Source organism: Halomonas citrativorans, assembly GCF_014898005.1.
Classification (GTDB): Bacteria; Pseudomonadota; Gammaproteobacteria; order Pseudomonadales; family Halomonadaceae; genus Vreelandella; species Vreelandella citrativorans.
Map to the genome: position 1 here is coordinate 15673 of NZ_JABUYX010000004.1, position 18481 is coordinate 34153.

The 18481-nt window shown below is 53.4% G+C and carries 16 protein-coding genes, 1 tRNA gene and 1 pseudogene; 8 read left to right on the forward strand and 10 right to left on the reverse strand.

The features are described from left to right. Nucleotides 1-56: 56 nt before the first annotated feature. A complete protein-coding gene (locus INT20_RS06505; RefSeq protein ID WP_087110756.1) occupies nucleotides 57-1055 on the reverse strand; it encodes a TRAP transporter substrate-binding protein in 999 nt (332 codons plus the stop codon). Between the two features lie 141 nt (nucleotides 1056-1196). Between INT20_RS06505 and INT20_RS06510 the strand changes: the two genes are divergently transcribed. Then, a tRNA-Arg gene (locus tag INT20_RS06510) sits at nucleotides 1197-1273 on the forward strand. 279 nt (nucleotides 1274-1552) lie between these two features. Here INT20_RS06510 and INT20_RS06515 read toward each other — a convergent pair. From INT20_RS06515 to INT20_RS06530, 4 genes are all read right to left on the reverse strand, one after another. After that, on the reverse strand, nucleotides 1553-2857 hold the full coding sequence (locus tag INT20_RS06515; RefSeq protein ID WP_193056627.1) for a TRAP transporter large permease: 1305 nt from the start codon (nucleotides 2855-2857) through the stop codon (nucleotides 1553-1555). After that, entirely contained in the window at nucleotides 2851-3474 is a 624-nt protein-coding gene (locus INT20_RS06520; RefSeq protein ID WP_087110760.1) for a TRAP transporter small permease, read from the reverse strand. The genes INT20_RS06515 and INT20_RS06520 overlap by 7 nt, the downstream gene beginning before the upstream one ends. A 46-nt stretch (nucleotides 3475-3520) precedes the next feature. Further along, a complete protein-coding gene (dctP, locus tag INT20_RS06525) occupies nucleotides 3521-4543 on the reverse strand; it encodes a TRAP transporter substrate-binding protein DctP (RefSeq protein ID WP_087110762.1) in 1023 nt (340 codons plus the stop codon). A gap of 377 nt (nucleotides 4544-4920) precedes the next feature. Further along, nucleotides 4921-5859, reverse strand: a complete 939-nt coding sequence (locus tag INT20_RS06530; RefSeq protein ID WP_193056628.1) for a LysR family transcriptional regulator — start codon at nucleotides 5857-5859, stop codon at nucleotides 4921-4923. 184 nt (nucleotides 5860-6043) lie between these two features. Here INT20_RS06530 and INT20_RS06535 point away from each other — a divergent pair, with 184 nt between their 5' ends. The 5 genes and pseudogenes from INT20_RS06535 (at nucleotide 6044) to INT20_RS06555 (ending at nucleotide 10998) form a co-directional block, all read left to right on the forward strand. Then, nucleotides 6044-7387, forward strand: a complete 1344-nt coding sequence (locus tag INT20_RS06535; protein WP_193056629.1) for an aspartate aminotransferase family protein — start codon at nucleotides 6044-6046, stop codon at nucleotides 7385-7387. 49 nt (nucleotides 7388-7436) lie between these two features. Beyond that, a complete protein-coding gene (locus tag INT20_RS06540) occupies nucleotides 7437-8927 on the forward strand; it encodes a CoA-acylating methylmalonate-semialdehyde dehydrogenase (RefSeq protein ID WP_087110768.1) in 1491 nt (496 codons plus the stop codon). Nucleotides 8928-9004: 77 nt separating this feature from the next. After that, nucleotides 9005-9432 (forward strand): annotated as a pseudogene (locus INT20_RS06545) (alanine dehydrogenase); the annotation flags it as partial. Nucleotides 9433-9487: 55 nt separating this feature from the next. Beyond that, complete coding sequence (locus INT20_RS06550; protein ID WP_176372233.1) at nucleotides 9488-9754, forward strand: Abi family protein; 267 nt, start codon at nucleotides 9488-9490, stop codon at nucleotides 9752-9754. 122 nt (nucleotides 9755-9876) lie between these two features. Beyond that, a complete protein-coding gene (locus INT20_RS06555) occupies nucleotides 9877-10998 on the forward strand; it encodes a PDDEXK family nuclease (RefSeq protein WP_087110770.1) in 1122 nt (373 codons plus the stop codon). Between the two features lie 114 nt (nucleotides 10999-11112). On the opposite strand, the gene INT20_RS06560 is transcribed toward INT20_RS06555, so the two are convergent. Continuing rightward, nucleotides 11113-11853, reverse strand: a complete 741-nt coding sequence (locus tag INT20_RS06560; RefSeq protein ID WP_087110772.1) for an SDR family oxidoreductase — start codon at nucleotides 11851-11853, stop codon at nucleotides 11113-11115. Nucleotides 11854-12077: 224 nt separating this feature from the next. Between INT20_RS06560 and INT20_RS06565 the strand changes: the two genes are divergently transcribed. Beyond that, nucleotides 12078-13022, forward strand: coding sequence for an AraC family transcriptional regulator (locus INT20_RS06565; protein WP_087110774.1), 945 nt, complete (start codon nucleotides 12078-12080; stop codon nucleotides 13020-13022). A gap of 68 nt (nucleotides 13023-13090) precedes the next feature. Next, nucleotides 13091-13987, forward strand: a complete 897-nt coding sequence (locus tag INT20_RS06570) for a LysR family transcriptional regulator (RefSeq protein WP_087110776.1) — start codon at nucleotides 13091-13093, stop codon at nucleotides 13985-13987. Here INT20_RS06570 and INT20_RS06575 read toward each other — a convergent pair whose 3' ends face one another. The 4 genes from INT20_RS06575 to INT20_RS06590 all read right to left on the reverse strand — a co-directional run bounded on the left by INT20_RS06575 (nucleotide 13988) and on the right by INT20_RS06590 (nucleotide 18179). Further along, a complete protein-coding gene (locus tag INT20_RS06575) occupies nucleotides 13988-15493 on the reverse strand; it encodes an AbgT family transporter (protein WP_087110778.1) in 1506 nt (501 codons plus the stop codon). Nucleotides 15494-15539: 46 nt separating this feature from the next. Continuing rightward, nucleotides 15540-16694, reverse strand: coding sequence for a M20 metallopeptidase family protein (locus INT20_RS06580; protein ID WP_087110780.1), 1155 nt, complete (start codon nucleotides 16692-16694; stop codon nucleotides 15540-15542). A 250-nt stretch (nucleotides 16695-16944) separates the two neighbouring features. Further along, on the reverse strand, nucleotides 16945-17469 hold the full coding sequence (locus tag INT20_RS06585; protein WP_217883886.1) for a TonB-dependent receptor domain-containing protein: 525 nt from the start codon (nucleotides 17467-17469) through the stop codon (nucleotides 16945-16947). A 233-nt stretch (nucleotides 17470-17702) separates the two neighbouring features. Continuing rightward, nucleotides 17703-18179 carry a LabA-like NYN domain-containing protein gene (locus tag INT20_RS06590; protein WP_087110782.1) on the reverse strand — a complete coding sequence of 159 codons (477 nt, stop codon included), beginning with the start codon at nucleotides 18177-18179 and terminating at the stop codon, nucleotides 17703-17705. Nucleotides 18180-18481: the final 302 nt, after the last annotated feature.

Here is an 18481-nt window from a genome sequence, read left to right on the forward strand (position 1 = left end):
AGGCCACCGTGAGGTGGCCTGTTGGGTTAATCAGTAATCAATTGGTGAGGCGTGGCTTACTCCGCCAGTGCTTCTTGAATGCGTGGCAGGTAGTCACCAAACTGCTGGCCGTACTTCTCGTACACCGGCACCACCGCGGCTTGGAAGGCCTCAATATCAGGCGAGTCATTAATCTCCATACCGGCTTCCTGCAGAGCGGCTAGCTGTTCGGCTTCCATATCGGCATTAACCTGGCGTTCGTACTCAGCGGCTTCCTGGGCCGCCTCTTCCAAAACGGCCTGTGCTTCTTCCGGCAGTTGGTTCCAGGCCGACATGCCCATCACAAAAATAGCCGGGGCATAGGTATGGCGCGAGAGCGTCATATAGTTCTGCGTTTCGCCCAGCTTAAAGGAGTAGACCACGTTTACCGGGTTTTCCTGACCGTCGATGGTGCCCTGCTGCATCGCCGTGAGTGCCTCGGTCCAGGCCATCGGGATAGCGTTGGCGCCCAGCTCGCGGAAGGTATCGGTGTATACCGGATTCTCCATCACACGAATGCGCAGACCGTCCATATCGGCTGGCGTGTTCACTGCGCGCTCGCTATTGGTCAGATTGCGAAAGCCGCGTTCGGCGTAGGCCAAGCCTTTCAGGTTAACGTCGGAAAGCTTATCTAAAAGCTCCTGGCCGATTTCGCCGTCCAAAACCCCATAAGCCGCCTCAGGGGACGGGAACAGGAAGGGCAGCTCAAACACTGCCATCTCTTCGACAAAGTTGGCCACCGGACCATTGGTAATCAATCCCATATCCACGGTGCCAATCTGCATGCCTTCCAACAACGTACGCTCATCGCCTAATGAAGCATTGGGGTAGATATCAATGATCACCTTGCCGTCGGTGCGCTCTTCCACCAACTCCTCAAACTTGGTAGCAGCGATATGAAAGCCATCCTGCTCGTTGACCACGTGCGCCAAGCGCAGAGTCACGGGGTCCATATCGTCAAAATTAGCCGCGTAGGCTGAGCTGCAAAGCGCCAAGGAAACAGAGAGTGCCAGCGCATGTTGTGCGAATGTTTTCATTTTTATAGGTTCCGGATGTGTAATAAAGGAAAGTGCCTGCAAAGCATGCATCACACGAAGCAAAACGGTCAATTAAGCGAACAGTAAAGCCGCCGCGCGGCTAGACACAGCACGCCCGCACAGGTACGATACGCACCCAATGCGCCCGTAGCTCAGTTGGATAGAGTATCGGCCTCCGAAGCCGAGGGTCGCAGGTTCAAATCCTGCCGGGCGCGCCAGACATATCAAGGGCTTACGTTTATTCGTAAGCCCTTTTGTTTTGTCTATGACCATTTGTAAACGCGCGTCGGTTTTGGCATAGTCTGGCACAACAATTGGGACAACCTTCTTGGCAGTGATTAGCTCTTTTCTTGCAGCCTATTTGGCACTGGATCGAAACAAGACCACTTTTCATCTTGTTGATCTGCCCCGACCCGGGTCGGTAACGTTTAGTTTCGGTGAATCATATTTTACTAAAAGTAAGCTTACGTCTTATCTCACTCGATAGGGCATACCTGTTAGGTAATGCCCAAAATAAACCTAGGTAGGGCCAGTGATAACTCAGGTATGAAGGTCACTATCAGTACCATTGGAAGGTGGCCAAAGAGCAAAAACTTCATTGTGACCCCAAAGTACTTATCGAGAGATATTTTACTAACGCCTGCAGCCATATAAAGCATAGGTGCGCATGGTGGTGAGACATTACCTAACCCTAAATTGACGCCAACAATAGCGGCAAAATGAATAGGATGTACGCCAATAGCAGTGGCTAATGGCAGCAGCACAACTGCAGCTAAGATGCTGCCGGAAATGTCATCGACAATCATGCCGATTAAAAGCAGAACGAGATTTATAAGCAATAGAATGACGAGTGGGCTGTCTGATAGTCCCAGTAGAAAGCCTGTCACTTGGCTCGGCACCTGTTGAAGGATCATGGCGCGGCTCATCATGAAGAGAAAGAAAAGCACGGCAATGATTGACCCAATCGTCAATGTGGCTTGAATCAAGCCATTCCAGAATGCCTTGACGCTAAGAGTGCGGTAGAGCACAAATCCAGCAAAGGTGGCGTATACGAAGGCTATGGCTGCTGCCTCAGTAGGCGTCGCTATGCCTCCATAAATGGTGCCCAGGATGATGATAGGCATTAGAAGTGCCCAAATTGCGCTTTTACCGCTTTTCAGGATCTTAATGCCAGCCTGTCGTACAGGCAGTTTTTCATCAACTTGTATGTTGGGGTTGTTGCGCAGGAAAAAGAAATTCAACCCGACGTAGATAATCATCAGTAATACGCCGGGAATGACGGTGGAAAGAAAGGCAGCGCTAACGGAAAGCCCACCCGTTATCGCGAAGATGATCATCGGTACCGAAGGTGGGATGAGCAGTGCAAGTACCGAAGAGCATGCTACCAAGGCGGTTGCATGGCCAACAGGATAGCCCTCTCGAACCATTCGCGGAATCATAATCTGGCCAATCGCTGCGATGGCGGCAGAAGATGAGCCAGAAATGGCTCCAAAAAGAGCACACGTTATAACGGTAACAGCTCCCAGGCCGCCCTTAACTCTTCCTACGAAGGCATTGATGAAGTTGAGTAAGTGTGTGGATATCCCCGCTTGGGCCATTACCACGCCCGCTAATACGAAAAGAGGTAGCGCTAATAACGCAAAACTGGTTGTCGTTTGAAATGCATAAGGAATAAGGAATGAGATATCAGCACCAGTGCTGAGCAAATAGACAAGAGCACCAAGACCAAAGGCGAAGGCTATCGGCATTCCCAAGAGTAATAAAGCTACAATAATCCCGAGAGCTAGGGAAAAAATCAGCATCGTTGCCTCTCTTCTTTTTGTATGCGACGAAGGTCAAGGAACTGGTTAATCGTTTGCATGAGCAACGCTAATATAGTGCCTAAAAAGCCCACTACTAATGAGGCAGACCACAACCACCTAGGCCAGCGCATATAGGAGCTCAAGCGACCTCGATCGAAATCAAACATGGCGTACTTAATGGCAAAGTAACCAAACACCACGCAGACAGCTATGCTCAGTAGGGACATGCAGAGATTGATGATTTGGGTCTTGCTACGAGATTTAACAATAAGATCTAATATGCCGCCGCGTATATGCTCGCCCTCTCTAGTGGTATAGGCAATAGCCGGAAAATAAATCCATGCTCCTAGCAGCAGCGCAATCTCTTCAATGCCTAGAAATGGGGAGTTAAAGACGTAGCGCATTAGCACTTGACCAAACATCAAGCCACCCAAAAGAATGCTAAATATTGCCAGCGAACTTTTGAGAAGCATTGCATAAGCGGCTTCACACTTTAAAAAAACTGAATAGAGTGGGCTAACAGGAAAGTTTGGCACGGCAGTCACTTCTGCCACCTGGCTTACCTGATGGCTTTCATCCGCAGGGGAAAAGTCTTTTTCCTTTTCTTGTATTGGCATCACTTTACTCCAAAGAGAAAGGCCCACTAAACGCGGGCCTTGGGTCTTACTCAATACCAGCGGCTTGTCTCAGTTTTGCCATAATTTCGGAGCCGACCAGCTTCTCCATTTCAGGCCATTCTGTTTCATGAACAATTTGTGCAGCAGTGGCAATCTGCTCATCACTGAGTTCGACGACATCAATGCCTGAATCTCGCACTTTATCCAGGAATTCTTCACTCAAGCTCTGAGCCTCATCCCAAGACCACAGCACAGTGTCGTCGGCAGCGCTCTGTAGTAAGTCGCGGTTCTCCTCAGAAAGTCCTTCCCACCAGTCTTTATTCACTAGCCAGAAAGCAGTTTCAAAGTAGTCATTGGTAAGAATGTTCGTTTCCAGAACATCTCGCTGCTGGTAAGTTTCTACTGCAGTCGAAAAGGCTCGGGCATCGACTGTACCTAGCTGTAGGGCGGTATAGACCTCTGAGAGTGGAATAGGTACTGATGCGAAGCCAAGGTTACGGAAGCGGTCAATGGCGATAGGGACAGGTGGTACACGGACCTTAATATTGTTGCCATCTTCGGGGAAGTTGACAGGGACTTCTCCTACGCCTTTGCGGATAACAAGGGAGCCAAAATCGGTAGGGATAATGCCGATAGTATGCAGGTCGAGATCATGAAATATGCTGTTATAGACTTCTAGCATTTCGCCATTAGGCCCATAGACATCCCGAGCGTCTTCCCAGTTCGAAACAACATAACCAAGCCATGAGAGGTCGAGGCGTTCGTCAAATTCCGAGGCACCCCAAGTCAGCGTCATCGGCACAACGCCTTGCATGGATTGCTCAAATAGAGACGTCCAGTCTCCTAAATCACCACCTTGGTGGTAGGCAATCTGAAACTCCTCACTTTCCTGAATCTCGTCGATAAAACGCTCAGAAATAGCGTGGAAGATATGATCGCTTGGCATGGCATGTGCCAATATGAAGCGCTCATTAGCTTGCGCTTGGGACGTAATGCCCACGCTCGCCATAGCAACGGCTGCAATCGCTACGCTTGTGCGAATCTTCGTAAGCGGTAATCTTTTCGGCATCTCTACTACTCCTTTCTTGTACTTTGTTTATTAAGAAGAGTTTTATAGTATATATTAGCTTAATAGACTGGGTGTTGAACTTTAGTGCATGGTTTTTAGTTCTTGAAAATTATCCGCTATTGCTGTTTATGTTTTCTAGATCTAGATAAAGATTAAAGCCACCTTTGATCAACTTCTAGTTAATCAAAAATAGATTTACCCCTCCTGTCACTAATAGGTTTTTTTGATTTATATCAAGCTCTTCAAATAACTTGACATTGCGAAGTTCAGGCTAGGGTAAATAATTTTTATTTTAAATAAGTATTTGATTAATCTAACGTAAGGTTTTGTTTAACATAGTTGGTTTTTGGCACGTAATTACCCCGTCTCTATTATGCTTAAGTATTAGTGTTTGGAGAGGTTCTGATCAGTTTATTCAACTCATCAAAATATGTTTCCAAAACTAAATTAGAAAACCCTCCTTTACGGGTGATGGCGCTGTAACCTGTGAAGTAATGCCATTTATTGGGTGGCAGTGCTTTCATCTGCCCGTCGCGTACCCATCGCTCAGCATAATGAGTGGGTAGGTATCCGATATAGCTCCCAGACAGTATAAGAAAAGCAACGCCCTCGCGGTCGGTCGCTGACGCTGATGCTTTAAGCGGTTCATGCATTGCCTTTATTTCTGGTGTTTGGGCATAAGCGGGTACAACAGCGTCGTAATGTGGTAAGTCTTCTTCCGTAATATTGTTCGCGTGAAATAGTGGGTGTTCAGTCGAGCAGTAAAGTCTTGAGGTTTCTTCGTACAGTGTCAGGTAGTCAAGCCCTGGTAGAGTTTTGAGATTAGGAATAACGCCGGTATGTAAGCGTCCATCAAGAACGGCTAGCTCAATATCACTAGGCGGAATCATGCGAATGTTGATACGAACATCGGGGCCTTTCTCTTTGAGTGCATTAAGCGCATGAGTTATATGCATTTCGGGCATGGTTACTAGGTTATCGGTAATACCAATGTTGAGCTCACCTTTGAGCTGGGCATGCAAGCCGTTGACTTGAGTGCGAAATCCCTCAACTGCCGCTAAAAGCTGTAGAGACAATTGGTAAACTTCAGAGCCTTCATTCGTTAGGGCAAAGCCACTACGGCCACGTTGACAAAGGCGGAGGCCAAGTCGTGTTTCCAAGTCATTCATTGCCATGCTAATGGCAGCACGGCTAATGCTTAATTCGACTTCAGCCGCTGAGAAACCCCCGCATTCCACGACTTTTCGATAAATTCTGAGGAGCCGAAGGTCAGAGTCGCTTGGTTGCCCCATTGGCGCTACTTTCCGAAGTGCCATATTTTTCTTGCTCCTTACCTACACAGTGAGATTTATGTAACCCCCATCGTAGCGTCATCGTGCTTAAAAGTTAAGTAAGTAGTTATTTGAAATAAACTAGTTGTTTATTTAACTTATCAAAGAGGCGTTCTAGGCTGGTTTTCTAAACCCCATTAATGACAAGACTCTATAGAGGGTAATAGATATGTCAGCTCAAGAGTTTTCCCCTACTGCCGGGCTCAGCGTCGAGCAACTCGACGCATACTGGATGCCTTACACCGGCAACCGTCAGTTCAAACGCGACCCGCGTATCATCACCGGTGCCAAGGGCAGTTATCTCACCGATGCCCAGGGTCGCCAGGTTTTTGACGGCCTCTCCGGATTGTGGACGTGTGGCGCTGGGCACTCTCGCCCAGAAATCGCCGACGCGGTAAGCAAGCAGTTGCGCGAGCTGGACTATGCACCTGCTTTCCAGTTCGGGCATCCCAAGGCGTTTGAACTTGCTCATCGTCTGCGTGAGCTGACACCTAAAGGTCTGGATTACACCTTTTTCACCGGCTCGGGTTCCGAGAGCGCCGATACGTCCTTGAAGATTGCCCGCGCCTACTGGCGTAAGAAAGGAAAAACCACCAAGACCAAGCTGATCGGGCGTGCCAAGGGCTATCACGGCGTCAATTTCGGTGGTTTCAGTGTGGGCGGTATTGGTGCCAATCGGGCGCTTTATGGGCAGGGCGTCGATGCTGACCACCTGCCCCACACCCTGATTGCTGAGAACGCCTTCACCCGTGGCATGCCCGATCGCGGTGCCGAGAAGGCCGACGAGCTGCTTGAGTTGATCGCGCTGCACGACGCTTCCAATATCGCCGCGGTGATCGTCGAGCCACTGGCTGGTTCCGCAGGGGTAATCCCGCCGCCGAAGGGGTACTTGCAGCGGCTGCGCGAGATCTGCGACCAACACGATATCCTGCTGATCTTCGACGAGGTGATCACCGCCTTTGGGCGCATGGGATCTATGACCGGTGCCGAGGAGTTCGGCGTCACTCCCGATATAATGAATTTCGCCAAGCAACTGACCAACGGTGCGGTCCCCATGGGCGGCGTGATCGTTCAAAGTGAGATTTATCACACCTTCATGGAGCAGGGTGGTGCCGACTACATGCTTGAGCTGCCCCATGGCTACACCTATTCCGGGCACCCGGTGGCCTGTGCCGCAGCCCTATCGGCTCTGGACGTGCTCGAGCAGGAATGCCTGATCGACCGCGTGCGCGAGATGAGCCCAGTCTTCGAAGAAGCGCTTCACGGGCTTAAGGGCACGCGTTATATCAGCGATATCCGTAACTATGGACTCGCTGGCGCCTTGCAGATCGAACCCTACCCTGGTGAGCCGGCCCGCCGACCCTACGAGATCGCTATGAAGTGCTGGGAAAAAGGCTTCTACGTGCGCTACGGCGGTGACACCATTCAGCTCGGCTTGCCCTTTATCGTCGAGCGTGAGGAGATCGACCGAGTCGTCAATGTGATAGGCGATGCCATCAGCGAACTGAACTGAAGCTCTTACTTCTGCAGACTAAACCGACAGACCCAACAAGAGGCAACTCATGACAACACTCGGCCATCTGATCAACGGTGTGCGTGTCGACCGCGAAGAGCGTACCCAGGATATCTTCAACCCCTCCGTCGGCGAGGTTGCCGGCCAGGTGAGCTTGGCGAGCAAAGCTACCGTCGAGGAGGCCATTGCCGCTGCCGAGGCCGCCTATCCGGCCTGGCGTGACACCCCGGCCGCCAAGCGCGCCCGGATCATGTTCCGCTTCAAGCAACTGCTGGAAGAGCATGCCGACGAAATCGTCCGCCTGGTCGGCCAAGAGCACGGCAAGATAGTGCATGATGCGCGGGGCGAACTCGCCCGGGGTATCGAGAATGTGGAGTACGCCTGCTACGCCCCGGAGCTGCTCAAGGGCGAGCACAGCAAGAATACCGGCCCCAGCATCGACTCCTGGAGCGAGTTCCAACCCTTGGGCGTGGTGGCTGGCATCACGCCGTTCAACTTCCCGGCGATGGTGCCGCTGTGGATGTATCCCATGGCCATCGCCTGCGGCAACACTTTTGTTCTCAAGCCCTCCGAGCGTGACCCCAGCTCGGCACTCTACATTGCCGAGCTGGCCCAAGAGGCGGGGCTGCCCGCCGGCGTGATCAATGTGGTCAACGGTGACAAAGAAGCCGTCGACACTCTGCTCGACGACCCGCGCGTGCAGGCCGTCAGCTTCGTCGGCTCCACTCCGATCGCTGAATACATCTACTCCCGGGCAAGCGCTAGCGGCAAGCGTTGCCAGGCCTTGGGCGGCGCCAAGAACCACGCCATCGTCATGCCCGACGCCGACATGGACAACGTGGTCAACTCCTTGAACGGGGCGGCCTTCGGTTCGTCGGGCGAGCGCTGCATGGCGCTTTCCGTTGCGGTGGCCGTGGGCGACGAAGCCGCCGATACGCTGATCGCCAAGATGCAGGAGCAGATGAAGTCGCTCAAGGTCGGCCCCTTCTCCGACAAGAGCAACGATTTCGGCCCGGTGATCACTAAGGCGCACCAGGAGAAGGTCTGCGGCTATATCGACAGTGCCGAACAGCAGGGCGCCACCATCGTGGTCGATGGGCGCGGTGTTCAGGTGCCGGGGCACGATAATGGCTTTTACGTGGGCGGCACCCTGATCGATCGGGTGACACCCGAGATGACCTGTTACCAAGAGGAGATATTCGGCCCGGTACTACTGGTGGTGCGCGCCGGTTCCATGGATGAGGCGATGAAACTGATCGACGATCACGAGTATGGCAACGGCACTTGCATCTATACCCGCGATGGGGAAGCGGCACGTTATTTTAGCGACCGTATTCAGGTTGGCATGGTGGGCATCAACGTGCCGCTACCGGTGCCGGTCTCCTACCACAGCTTCGGCGGTTGGAAGCGTTCGTTGTTTGGCGACCTTTCCGCCTATGGCCCCGATGCGGTACGTTTCTACACGCGGCGCAAGACGATCACCCAGCGCTGGCCGTCGGCCGGGGTTCGTGAGGGCGCACAGTTCTCTTTCCCCTCCTGATCGAGCCGGGTCTACCAATATCAGCGCATGACCGGAGGGTCATGCGCTCGGCCTCCTAACAAAAAGAGATAATGATCATGCAGATTGCTATTTCCAAGGAAATCAAAACCACGAATATCGTGTCGCCTTGACCCTCGCCGGCGCCCGCGAGCTGGTCAGCCGTGGTCACACCGTCACCGTGCAGGCCGGGGCAGGAGAGGGCGTTGGTTTCGCGGGTGCTACCTATGAAGCCGCAGGCGTCCGCACCGAGGCTGATGTGGCTAAGGTGTGGGGCAGTGCTGAGCTTATACTCAAGGTTAAGGAGCCGCAGTCCGAAGAAATCAAACGCCTCAAGGGGGGCCAAACGCTGTTCACTTACCTCCTCTTGGCCGCCGAGGAAGCCTTGACCCGGGGCCTTATCGAAAGTTGTGCCACCTGCATCGCCTACGAGACCATCACCGACCGTCAGGGCGGCCTACCTTTGTTGGCTCCGATGAGTACGGTTGCCGGACGCATGGCTGCGCAGCTTGAATTATTTACGCAATGTATGTGCCCATCATAGTCGGTTGTGGAATCGCAATATGACGGACCAGCCGCGTAAGCCCGCCCATAGTGAGGCCTCTCTATTTTCCCTGGGCTGGCAAAACTCCCATGTTCAGGCGCGTCCTTTCCTACTGTTCTGTATTGTTCAGTACCTATTGATGACGGTTAACCCGACGAGCACTTGGTGGGCCCGCTTATCAGAGTTGTTAAGCAGTTTCCCAGATTTGCGCGAAGCAGGGCTAAATCTAAAAGGCATGGGAATTATAGAAGGCTGGGAGCAGTGGGAATGGGAAGCAAGGCAATAAAAAACCCCTAAGCAATGCTACTGCGTGGCAGTTTCACCGATAGGGGCCGTGTTGGCGTAAATACTAGGCGCCCACGTTTCGAAAGGCAACACTTTTTAACACCTGTAGGGTGGCAAATTACTATGGCCATTGAGCAAGGAATCTGGAAGCTCGCGAACACTCCTGGCGCGCTTCCACAAAAGCTGCTACCAACGGGGCTGGCGGATGAAAGCCTGCTGGAAGAGCAGATTATGCAGGATGTCTCAATTCTGAATCGGGACTGGCTGCTGATCGGCCGTCAGGTGCGTACCGGCTTTGGTAAGCTGATCGATCTACTGGCCGTAGACGCCAACGGCACGGTAATTGTGATAGAGCTAAAGCGCGATAAAACCCCGCGTGATGTCGTCGCTCAGGCTATCGACTACGCCTCTTGGGTGGTGACACTTGCCGATTACCAGTTGATTGATATTTACCAGCAGTTTGCCGAGTGCTATGGGCGTACGCTTGTCACTTTGGGCGAAGCCTTTGAGGCCAAGTTTGGTATGGCGCTGGATAGTGTGACACTCAACGAGAGCCATCAACTGGTCGTGGTCGCTACGCAGTTGGATGCCAGCAGCGAGCGCATTATCAACTACCTGAACGAACACGCCCAGCTGTCCATCAATGCCATGTTCTTCTCCGCGTTTGAAGATAACGGCAATCGCTATCTCAGCCGCGCCTGGATGATTGACCCTGATGAGCCGCCTAAGCCGGTAGCACGTAAAGCCAATAAAGAACCGTGGAACGGCGAGTTCTACGCCTCATTTGGTGACGACCGGCCGTGGGAGCTTGCTCGGCGCTTGGGTTTTATCGCCGGTGGCGGTGCTACGTGGTATTCCAAAACGCTGGCAATGCTTTCAGAAGGCGACCGGGTGTGGGTCAATATCCCTAAAACAGGTTACGTGGGCGTTGGAGAGGTTATCGGCGAGCGCAGCCAGGCCACGGAATACCCGTTTGAAACGGAAAACGGCCCCAAAACGTTACTCGATATAGTGCGTCCAGATGATTACCCGCACTTGTATCAAGAGCTTAATGACGAGGAAGACAACGCTGAGTACCTGGTGCCGGTGCGCTGGCTCTATACCGTCGAGCGTGCGCAGGCGTTCAGCGAAGTGGGGCTGTTTGGTAATCAAAATACGGTGTGCAAGCCTACCGCGCCTAAGTGGTCGCATACGGTTAATCGGCTTAAGCAGATGTGGCCGTTAGATGTTCGTTCTCCAGCTTGATGCTAATTCTCTAGATACAGTAATTACACCCTCGGAAAGTGCCTTAACGCTCACCAAGGACGTGCCTGATTACCACCTCAGCCCGATACCCAGGCACGTTTCACCACTAAAAAACTACTGACTAGCAGTAGGCCGCACCACAATATCGCTGGTGTCGACGTCGTCAGGCTGGTTGATAGCATGGGCGATGGCGGCAGCAATGGCCTCGGGTTTAAGGGCAATCTGGCGGTAAGCTTCCATGGCCTCGGCGGCTTCCTTGTCGGTGATGGTGTTGGCCAACTCCGACTCCACAACGCCGGGATAAACGCAGGTGACGCGCAGGCAGTTGGTTTCCTGGCGCAGGCCGTCAGAAATGGCGCGCACGGCGTATTTGGTCGCGCAGTACACGGCGGCGGTGGGCACGACACTCAGCCCGCCGATGGAGGAGATGTTGATAACCTGCCCCGCCTGTTGCGCCTGCATGGTGGGAAGAACCGCCGCGATTCCGTTTAGTACGCCACGAATGTTCACATCGATCATGCGGTTCCACTCATCTACCTTGAGCGCTGCCAGCGGGGAAAGTGGCATAACGCCTGCATTATTGATGATGACATCGATGCGGCCATGGGTGGTGATCGCAAACTCGGCAAACGCCTGCATATCTTCACGGCTAGTGACATCCAGGGCCTGGTAATCAACTGTGCTGCCGTTGGCACACAATTCGCGCGCCAGTGCTTCCAGTCGGTCGGTACGTCGCGCACCAATAATTAGGCGATGGCCTTGCTTGGCCAGTTCGCGGGCCGTGGCTTCACCAATACCGCTGCTGGCGCCGGTCAATAAAACAACTTTAGAGGGGACGTTCGATAGGCTGGTCATGCGTTTTTCCTGTTGTGGGAAAGTACAGGGAAAGCGTAGGGGATGCCCACGAACGGCAATATAGACGATCCTCTTGCATGCTTGCCTAAAGCTATTAATTGGCGGGCTGGAGGCAGGAAACTGACCCAACAGCCTATACTATTACTCTTATGTTGGCTCAGACACTGGCAGTCTCAGTGGCGATCAACGAGGGCGAATAGTGAGAGCATTGAACGAGGTTGCTCATGGTAGCGAGTAGCGATGCGGTAGTGCAGCGCCGGATAATCGAACGGTTATATCAACTCGCCCCGCGCGAGGGATATACCCAGTCGCTGGTGGATGAGGTGCGCCTGATGCGCTCAAACCGGACGCTCAAAAACACCCCGGTGCTATATGAGCCGAGCATCGTCATCATCTGCCAGGGGCGTAAGCGGGGCTATCTGGGCAGCGAAGTGTATCTTTATGATGCGCATCACTATCTGGTGCTAGCGGTACCTCTGCCGTTTATTTCAGAGACAGAGGCGAGCCCTGACGTACCGATGCTGGGGATTGCGATCCGCCTTGATACAGCGGTCATTGCAGAGCTTGTCACCCAGCTGGATGAAACGGTCGATGTTCAGCCAACCCCACCCCGCGGCATGCTTTCCACACCGCTTGATCAATCGCTTGCCGGTGCAACGCTACGCTTGCTGGATGCGCTGGCAACGCCTGCGGATGCACGCATTCTAGCACCGTCCATCGTGAGAGAGATTTGCTACCGGGTACTGACCGGCGAGCAGGGCGGAAGCGTTCGCTCGGCGTTATCCCACTATGGGCAGTTCGGGAAGATAGCCAAGGCGCTACGCCGCATCCATGTACATTACGCCGCTCCGCTGGAAGTGGGCACGCTCGCCCATGAGGTGGGAATGAGCGCTCCGGCGTTTCATGCGCACTTCAAATCCGTCACTCAAACCTCGCCTATCCAGTACATCAAATCGACGCGCTTGCACCATGCGCGGCTGTTGATGATTCGTGATGGATTGACCGCCGCTGCTGCGGCGAGCCGGGTAGGCTATGAAAGCCCTTCCCAGTTCAGCAGGGAGTTCAAGCGGCTATTTGGTCAGCCACCTGCAGAGGAGGTGCGCGCTATGAAATTGAGTCTGGCGTTATCACCGCCTGCTCCTATCACCGATATCGCTTCATTGCATTGAGAACGATACGATGCCAGATGCTAACTCATTAGCACATTTTATAATCTCTCAGCCTATACGAGTTACCAATGAACATACTCGATAAACGCGCCTTCTACCTGCTGGAAGTAAGCAGTTGCGGCGGTATTCGCGCGGCGGCTGAGCATTTGCATATTAACCCCTCCGTGGTGAGTCGGCAGGTTCGCAGCCTTGAGCGAGAGCTGGGAATGGCGCTATTAGAGCGGCAGGGGCGCCATATGATGTTAACCGAGGCGGGGCTGCTGGTGGTGGATAGCTTTCTTGCCCAGCGGCGGCTCAACTCGGAGCTGGGGGATACGCTTTCCCGGTTGCGCAATCTACAGGCGGGGAAGGTCGTGGTTTCGGTGGGCGATGGGTTTGTGGATAGCTTTATCAACTACGTGATGAAGCGCGTCTCCGAACATTACCCGGACGTGCTGATCGAGATCAAAACGGGCATCTACTACCCCCGTGAGCCCCACGAGATGGTGGCCAACGACGAGGTGGATATTGCGATTACCTATGGGCCAATCTCGGATCCGAGGCTGGTGGTACACTCCTTTGAGCGCGGCCCGCTATGTGCCCTGGTGGCACCTTTTCATCCGCTGGCCCGGCAGGAGAGTGTTACGGTAGCAGAGCTTTTGCAGCACAAGCTTATTTTTCTGCCCGATGTATCGGGGTCGCAGCAGTTTGTAAATGCGTTGTTTAGCGCCGCCGGGCAACCCGCCACGCCCGCCTACCGTTGCAACCTGCATTCTGTTTCACGGCGCATGGCGAGTGCCGGTATTGGGGTGTCGTTCATGACCGCGGCGGCTGCACGCAATGAGGTGGACGAAGGGCAGCTCAGAGCAATTCCCGTGGCGCACCCACTGGCAGCCAGCAGTCAGGGCAATCTGGTAAGAAGAGTCGGCAGAAGGCTTTCACCCGCTGCCGACTATTTATGGAAGCTGATGCTGACGATGCAGTAATCAGTTCGCCATCATGTAAACGCCGGGGCCGATCGGCCACCCCATGGCTAGCCAGAACATCAAAAAGGCGGACCAGGCGAGCAGGAAGGTAACCGCTAGCGGCAGCATGGTGGCTATCAGCGTGCCCAGCCCCATGTCCGGCTTGTAGCGCTGCATGTACACCAGGGCAACCGAGAAGTACGGGCTCATGGGGGAAATGATATTGGTGCTGGAATCACCGATGCGGAACATGGCCAGTACGAAAGCGGGGTCGAAATCGATCATCATCAGCATCGGCACGAATACTGGGGCCATCAGCGCCCACTGGGCCGAGCCGCTGGTCATGAACACGTTGAGTACCGCACTCATGGCAATGAATGCCCCCACCAGCGGCAGGCCGGTAAAGCCGGTGCTCTGCAGAATGTTCGAACCCTCGATGGCAATGTACTGACCAAGCTCCGACCAGCGGAAGTAGGCGATGAACTGTGCAATGGCGAAGAACAGCACCAGCGTGGGCGCCAAGTCGCTTGCTGATTCGGCCATGCGCTGGGGGACGTCGCGGCTGGTCGTTATCTTGCCGGTGGTAATGCCGTACACTAGGCCGATGGTCACGAAATAGCCAAACATGAGTGGCACCAGCGAGCGTAGGAAAGGTGACGGAATTAGCCCGCCCTCTTCGTTACGCAGCGGGGATGCTTCAGGAATAACGGCAATCAGGATCAGCGCCAGATAGATCAAGGTGGCGAAGCCGACCCGCTTAAGGCCTAACTTCTCTTCCGGTGTTAACTCCGGCTTGACGATATCCGTCTTAAAATCCTTGCTCATCGGCAGCGTGCGCGTGAGCCGCGGTTCAACCACCTTATCGATAATCAGCGTACCCGCAATGGCAAGCACGAATACTGAGCAGGCCACAAAATAGTAGTTATCAACTGGCGAAATATAGGCATCAGGATCGACCAACCGTGCTGCTTCGGTAGTGATGCCGGCAAACAGCGCGTCCCCGACAGTAATAAACAGGCTGGCATCAAAACCTGCACCGGCGGCGGCGTAGGCTGCGGCAGCGCCCGCAATAGGGTGACGGCCCACCGAGTGATACAGCATGGCGGCCAGCGGTATCAAAATCAGGTAGTTGGCATCAGAAGCAATACTGCCGCAGATGCCCGCCAAAAATACGCAGAAGGTTAGCAGTGAGGGCGGGGCTTTGGCGACGCTTACCTGCATCAGCGTCGACATCAGGCCGACCTTATCGGCCAAGCCAATACCGAACATCACCACCAAAATAAGCCCAAGCGGTGGGAAATTGACGAAGTTACTGACCACACTGGTCAGCATGAATTCTAAACCATCGCCTGATAGCAGGCTTTGGACATAGACGGTGTCGCCGGTTTGTGGGTTGATCGCCGAGACGCCAAACGTGGCGAGCATGGCTGAGATAACTACAACCACTACGGCGAGGATGGTAAATAGGATGAACGGATGAGGAAGTTTGTTACCTACGCGTTCAATAGAAGCGAGTACAGACTGCATAGTGTTAACCCTTGTTTTTAGAAATTTTTTGGTTGTAAAAAGGTTGTCAGCTGCGTAACAGTAGCCCTTTTGCTAAAGCAACAAACATGCCACCTGCTACCTGTAATATGTTGTCGTTAAAGTCGTAGTGTTCGTTGTGAAGATAAGCGCTGTCGCCGTTACCGACGAAGAAAAAGCAGCCAGGCACTTCCTGTAGGTAGAACGCAAAGTCTTCGGCACCCATGGTGGGCATGTAATCCAACTGCTGAATGTCGTTACTGACTACATATTTGGAGGCGAGTGCTAACACCCGTTCAGACCATTCGGGATCATTGGATAGTGGTGGAATCTGGTGAATGTGTTCAAGTTTGAAGCTGGCGCCATGGGCATCACACACGCCTTTAGTGACCTGCTCAAGCTTGCCAGCCAGCGCATCGCGGGATGAGGGGCGGTCACTTCTAATATTCACCACGAGCTCTGCGGCGCCGGGGATTACGTTGGCTGCATCGCCTGCATGAAAGGACGCTACGGTAATCACACCGGATTCCAAGGGTGATTTGTGACGGGCCACCAACCCTTGCAATTGTTGTACTAGCGAGGCGCCAACGTAGATCGGATCAATGGCCAAGTGAGGCATGGCCGCATGGCCAGAGACGCCCTCGATGATGACTTTGAACGTGTCGTTGCCACCCATAGCCGGACCGGGCTTTACGAACAGTTGGCCTTCAGGAAAGCCGGGGCGATTGTGGTAGCCAAATACGGCTTCCACTCTAGGGTTTTCAAGCACCCCAGCCTTGACCATCGCATCCGCACCGTTGCCGCCTTCTTCCGCTGGTTGAAAAAGCAACTTGAGATGCCCACACAGTTCATCACGCTTTTCCATGATGACTTCGGCGGCGAGTAGTAGCGTGGCGGTGTGTCCGTCATGTCCGCAGGCGTGCATAAGACCTTCATTCTGCGAACGATGGCCAAACGTATTGGCTTCGTGAATAGGAAGCGCGTCCATATCAGCACGAAACGCGATCACAGGACCTTCGCGGCCGGTATCCAGTTCCGCCAGGATCCCTGTTGTCGCAATACCCTCAGTTACCTTGTAGCCAAGCGCGCGTAATCGTTCGGCGGCTAGCTTGGCGGTTTGGGTTTCTTGGTATTTAAGCTCAGGCTGCTTGTGGAGAGTTTGTCGCAGAACGATTGCATCTTGTATTTGCTTATCGGTAAACATTGCCTGTCCTTGCCGTTATTGATGTGCCTATTGGCAACGTTATTAGGAAGACTAACCCTAAGTGACTTCACGGGTGGAAAGGAGAAGCAGGAACGTTATCTTTGTTGCTTTTTGAGCAACATTTAAATTAGATCCATGGTTTTAGTGCAAGATTTAGAAGTTATGTAGCTCAATAAAAAGCCGCGCAATCGCGCGGCTGCCTCATTTACTCTAAACCCCTTAAAACTCAGTCCTCAACGTAAGCGAGGCACTACGTGGGGCGCCGTAAGCCGTAGCGGTTGTAGTAGCGTTGGTCGAGCAGGTTGTCGACGTTAAGCGTTACGCTGGTTTCATCGTTGATATCGTATTTTGCCATGGCGTTAACGATGGCGTAGCCGGGCCAGTTGACGGCAGTGGAACCTGTGCTGACGCCGTTTGTAGGTTGGCCTGCCGGGCCTGATATCGCATGGGTGTTGCTTTGCGCGTACACACCGCCGCCGAAGGTCATGCGGTTCAAGAAACCGGACGGTTCATACGTAGTGGAAAGCTTGAACAGATGCGATGGGTCGCTGCTGCCATCCGAGTCCACACGGCGGAAGTGCAGGTAAGTGTAGCCACCGTAAACATTCCAGTTGGGCGTCAAAGAGCCGGCGATCTCCAGGTCGATGCCATCGGTTTCATAGCTGTCGCCCACGATGGGTTTAACCGTGGCGCCGCTGGTGGTTTCACGGGTTTGCGGCGTGAATGTGCTGGTGTAGCTTGCATATAGCGAGTGATTGTCCGTGAGGTCATACACCACGCCCGCGTAGGGGTTACCACGCCGTTTTCGTGCTGACTTGAGTGATCACTTGTGCGCAGTATCGTCATGGCGCATCGCGGCAGATTGGCGCTCAAAAACCGAACCGGTGGCGGGCTACGTGTTGTAATGGCGCTACCCGCCTGTGCTGACACGTCAAGGGAAAGCGCCTCTTGATGCGTGTGGCTTCGGCGCGGGGATAGGGCTTGAGATGAGCGGGGCAAGCGTAAGAATTAGCGCAGCAGCAGGTCTTCCTTAATGGGAATAAACGCGCTCGCTTCGTTCATTAGTGACGCAGCGGTGAGCTGGGGGACGCCATATACCTCTACTTTTTTCCCATACTTGACGCGAATTTTATTCACCAGCAGGTCAAAATCGCCATCACCCGTTACCAGTACGATAACGTCGGCGTGCTCTGCGTACTCGATGGCATCCAGCGCAATACCCACATCCCAATCGCCCTTGGCAGAACCATCGGCGCGTTGAATAAAGGGCTTTAGCTTCACCTCAAAACCAATGGCTCTGAGTATATTTTGAAACTCGCGCTGTTTCTTATCGCCTTTATCAATGGCATAGCAAAACGCACCCACCACGTCTCTGTTGGCGGTGGCTTGCGCCCAAAACCGGTTGTAATCAAAGTTTCTCCGATATGCATCCCGCGTGGTGTAGTAGACGTTTTGTGTATCAATAAAGATGGCGACGTTGGTCATAAGTATGGCTCGTTGCGAACTATCCCATCATGCGGGCATGTTGGTCCCATAGCATCCAGATCGTACCGGCCACGATGATAAGCACGATCAGTGTGGTGAAGAGGATACGCTTTAGAGCGTCCCGGTGCGATTTAGCCTAGCCAATATGTAGGAAAAAAGCGCAGATGAACAATGAAGTGCACCAGTGCGAGCGCACCGAATACCATGAGGGCAGGCATGCCTGTTAGCAGGCTCAGGGAGATATTTGCACATGACTCACTCTGAGCTGATCTTGCAGGCAAATGAGCGCTGGATAGGCCATT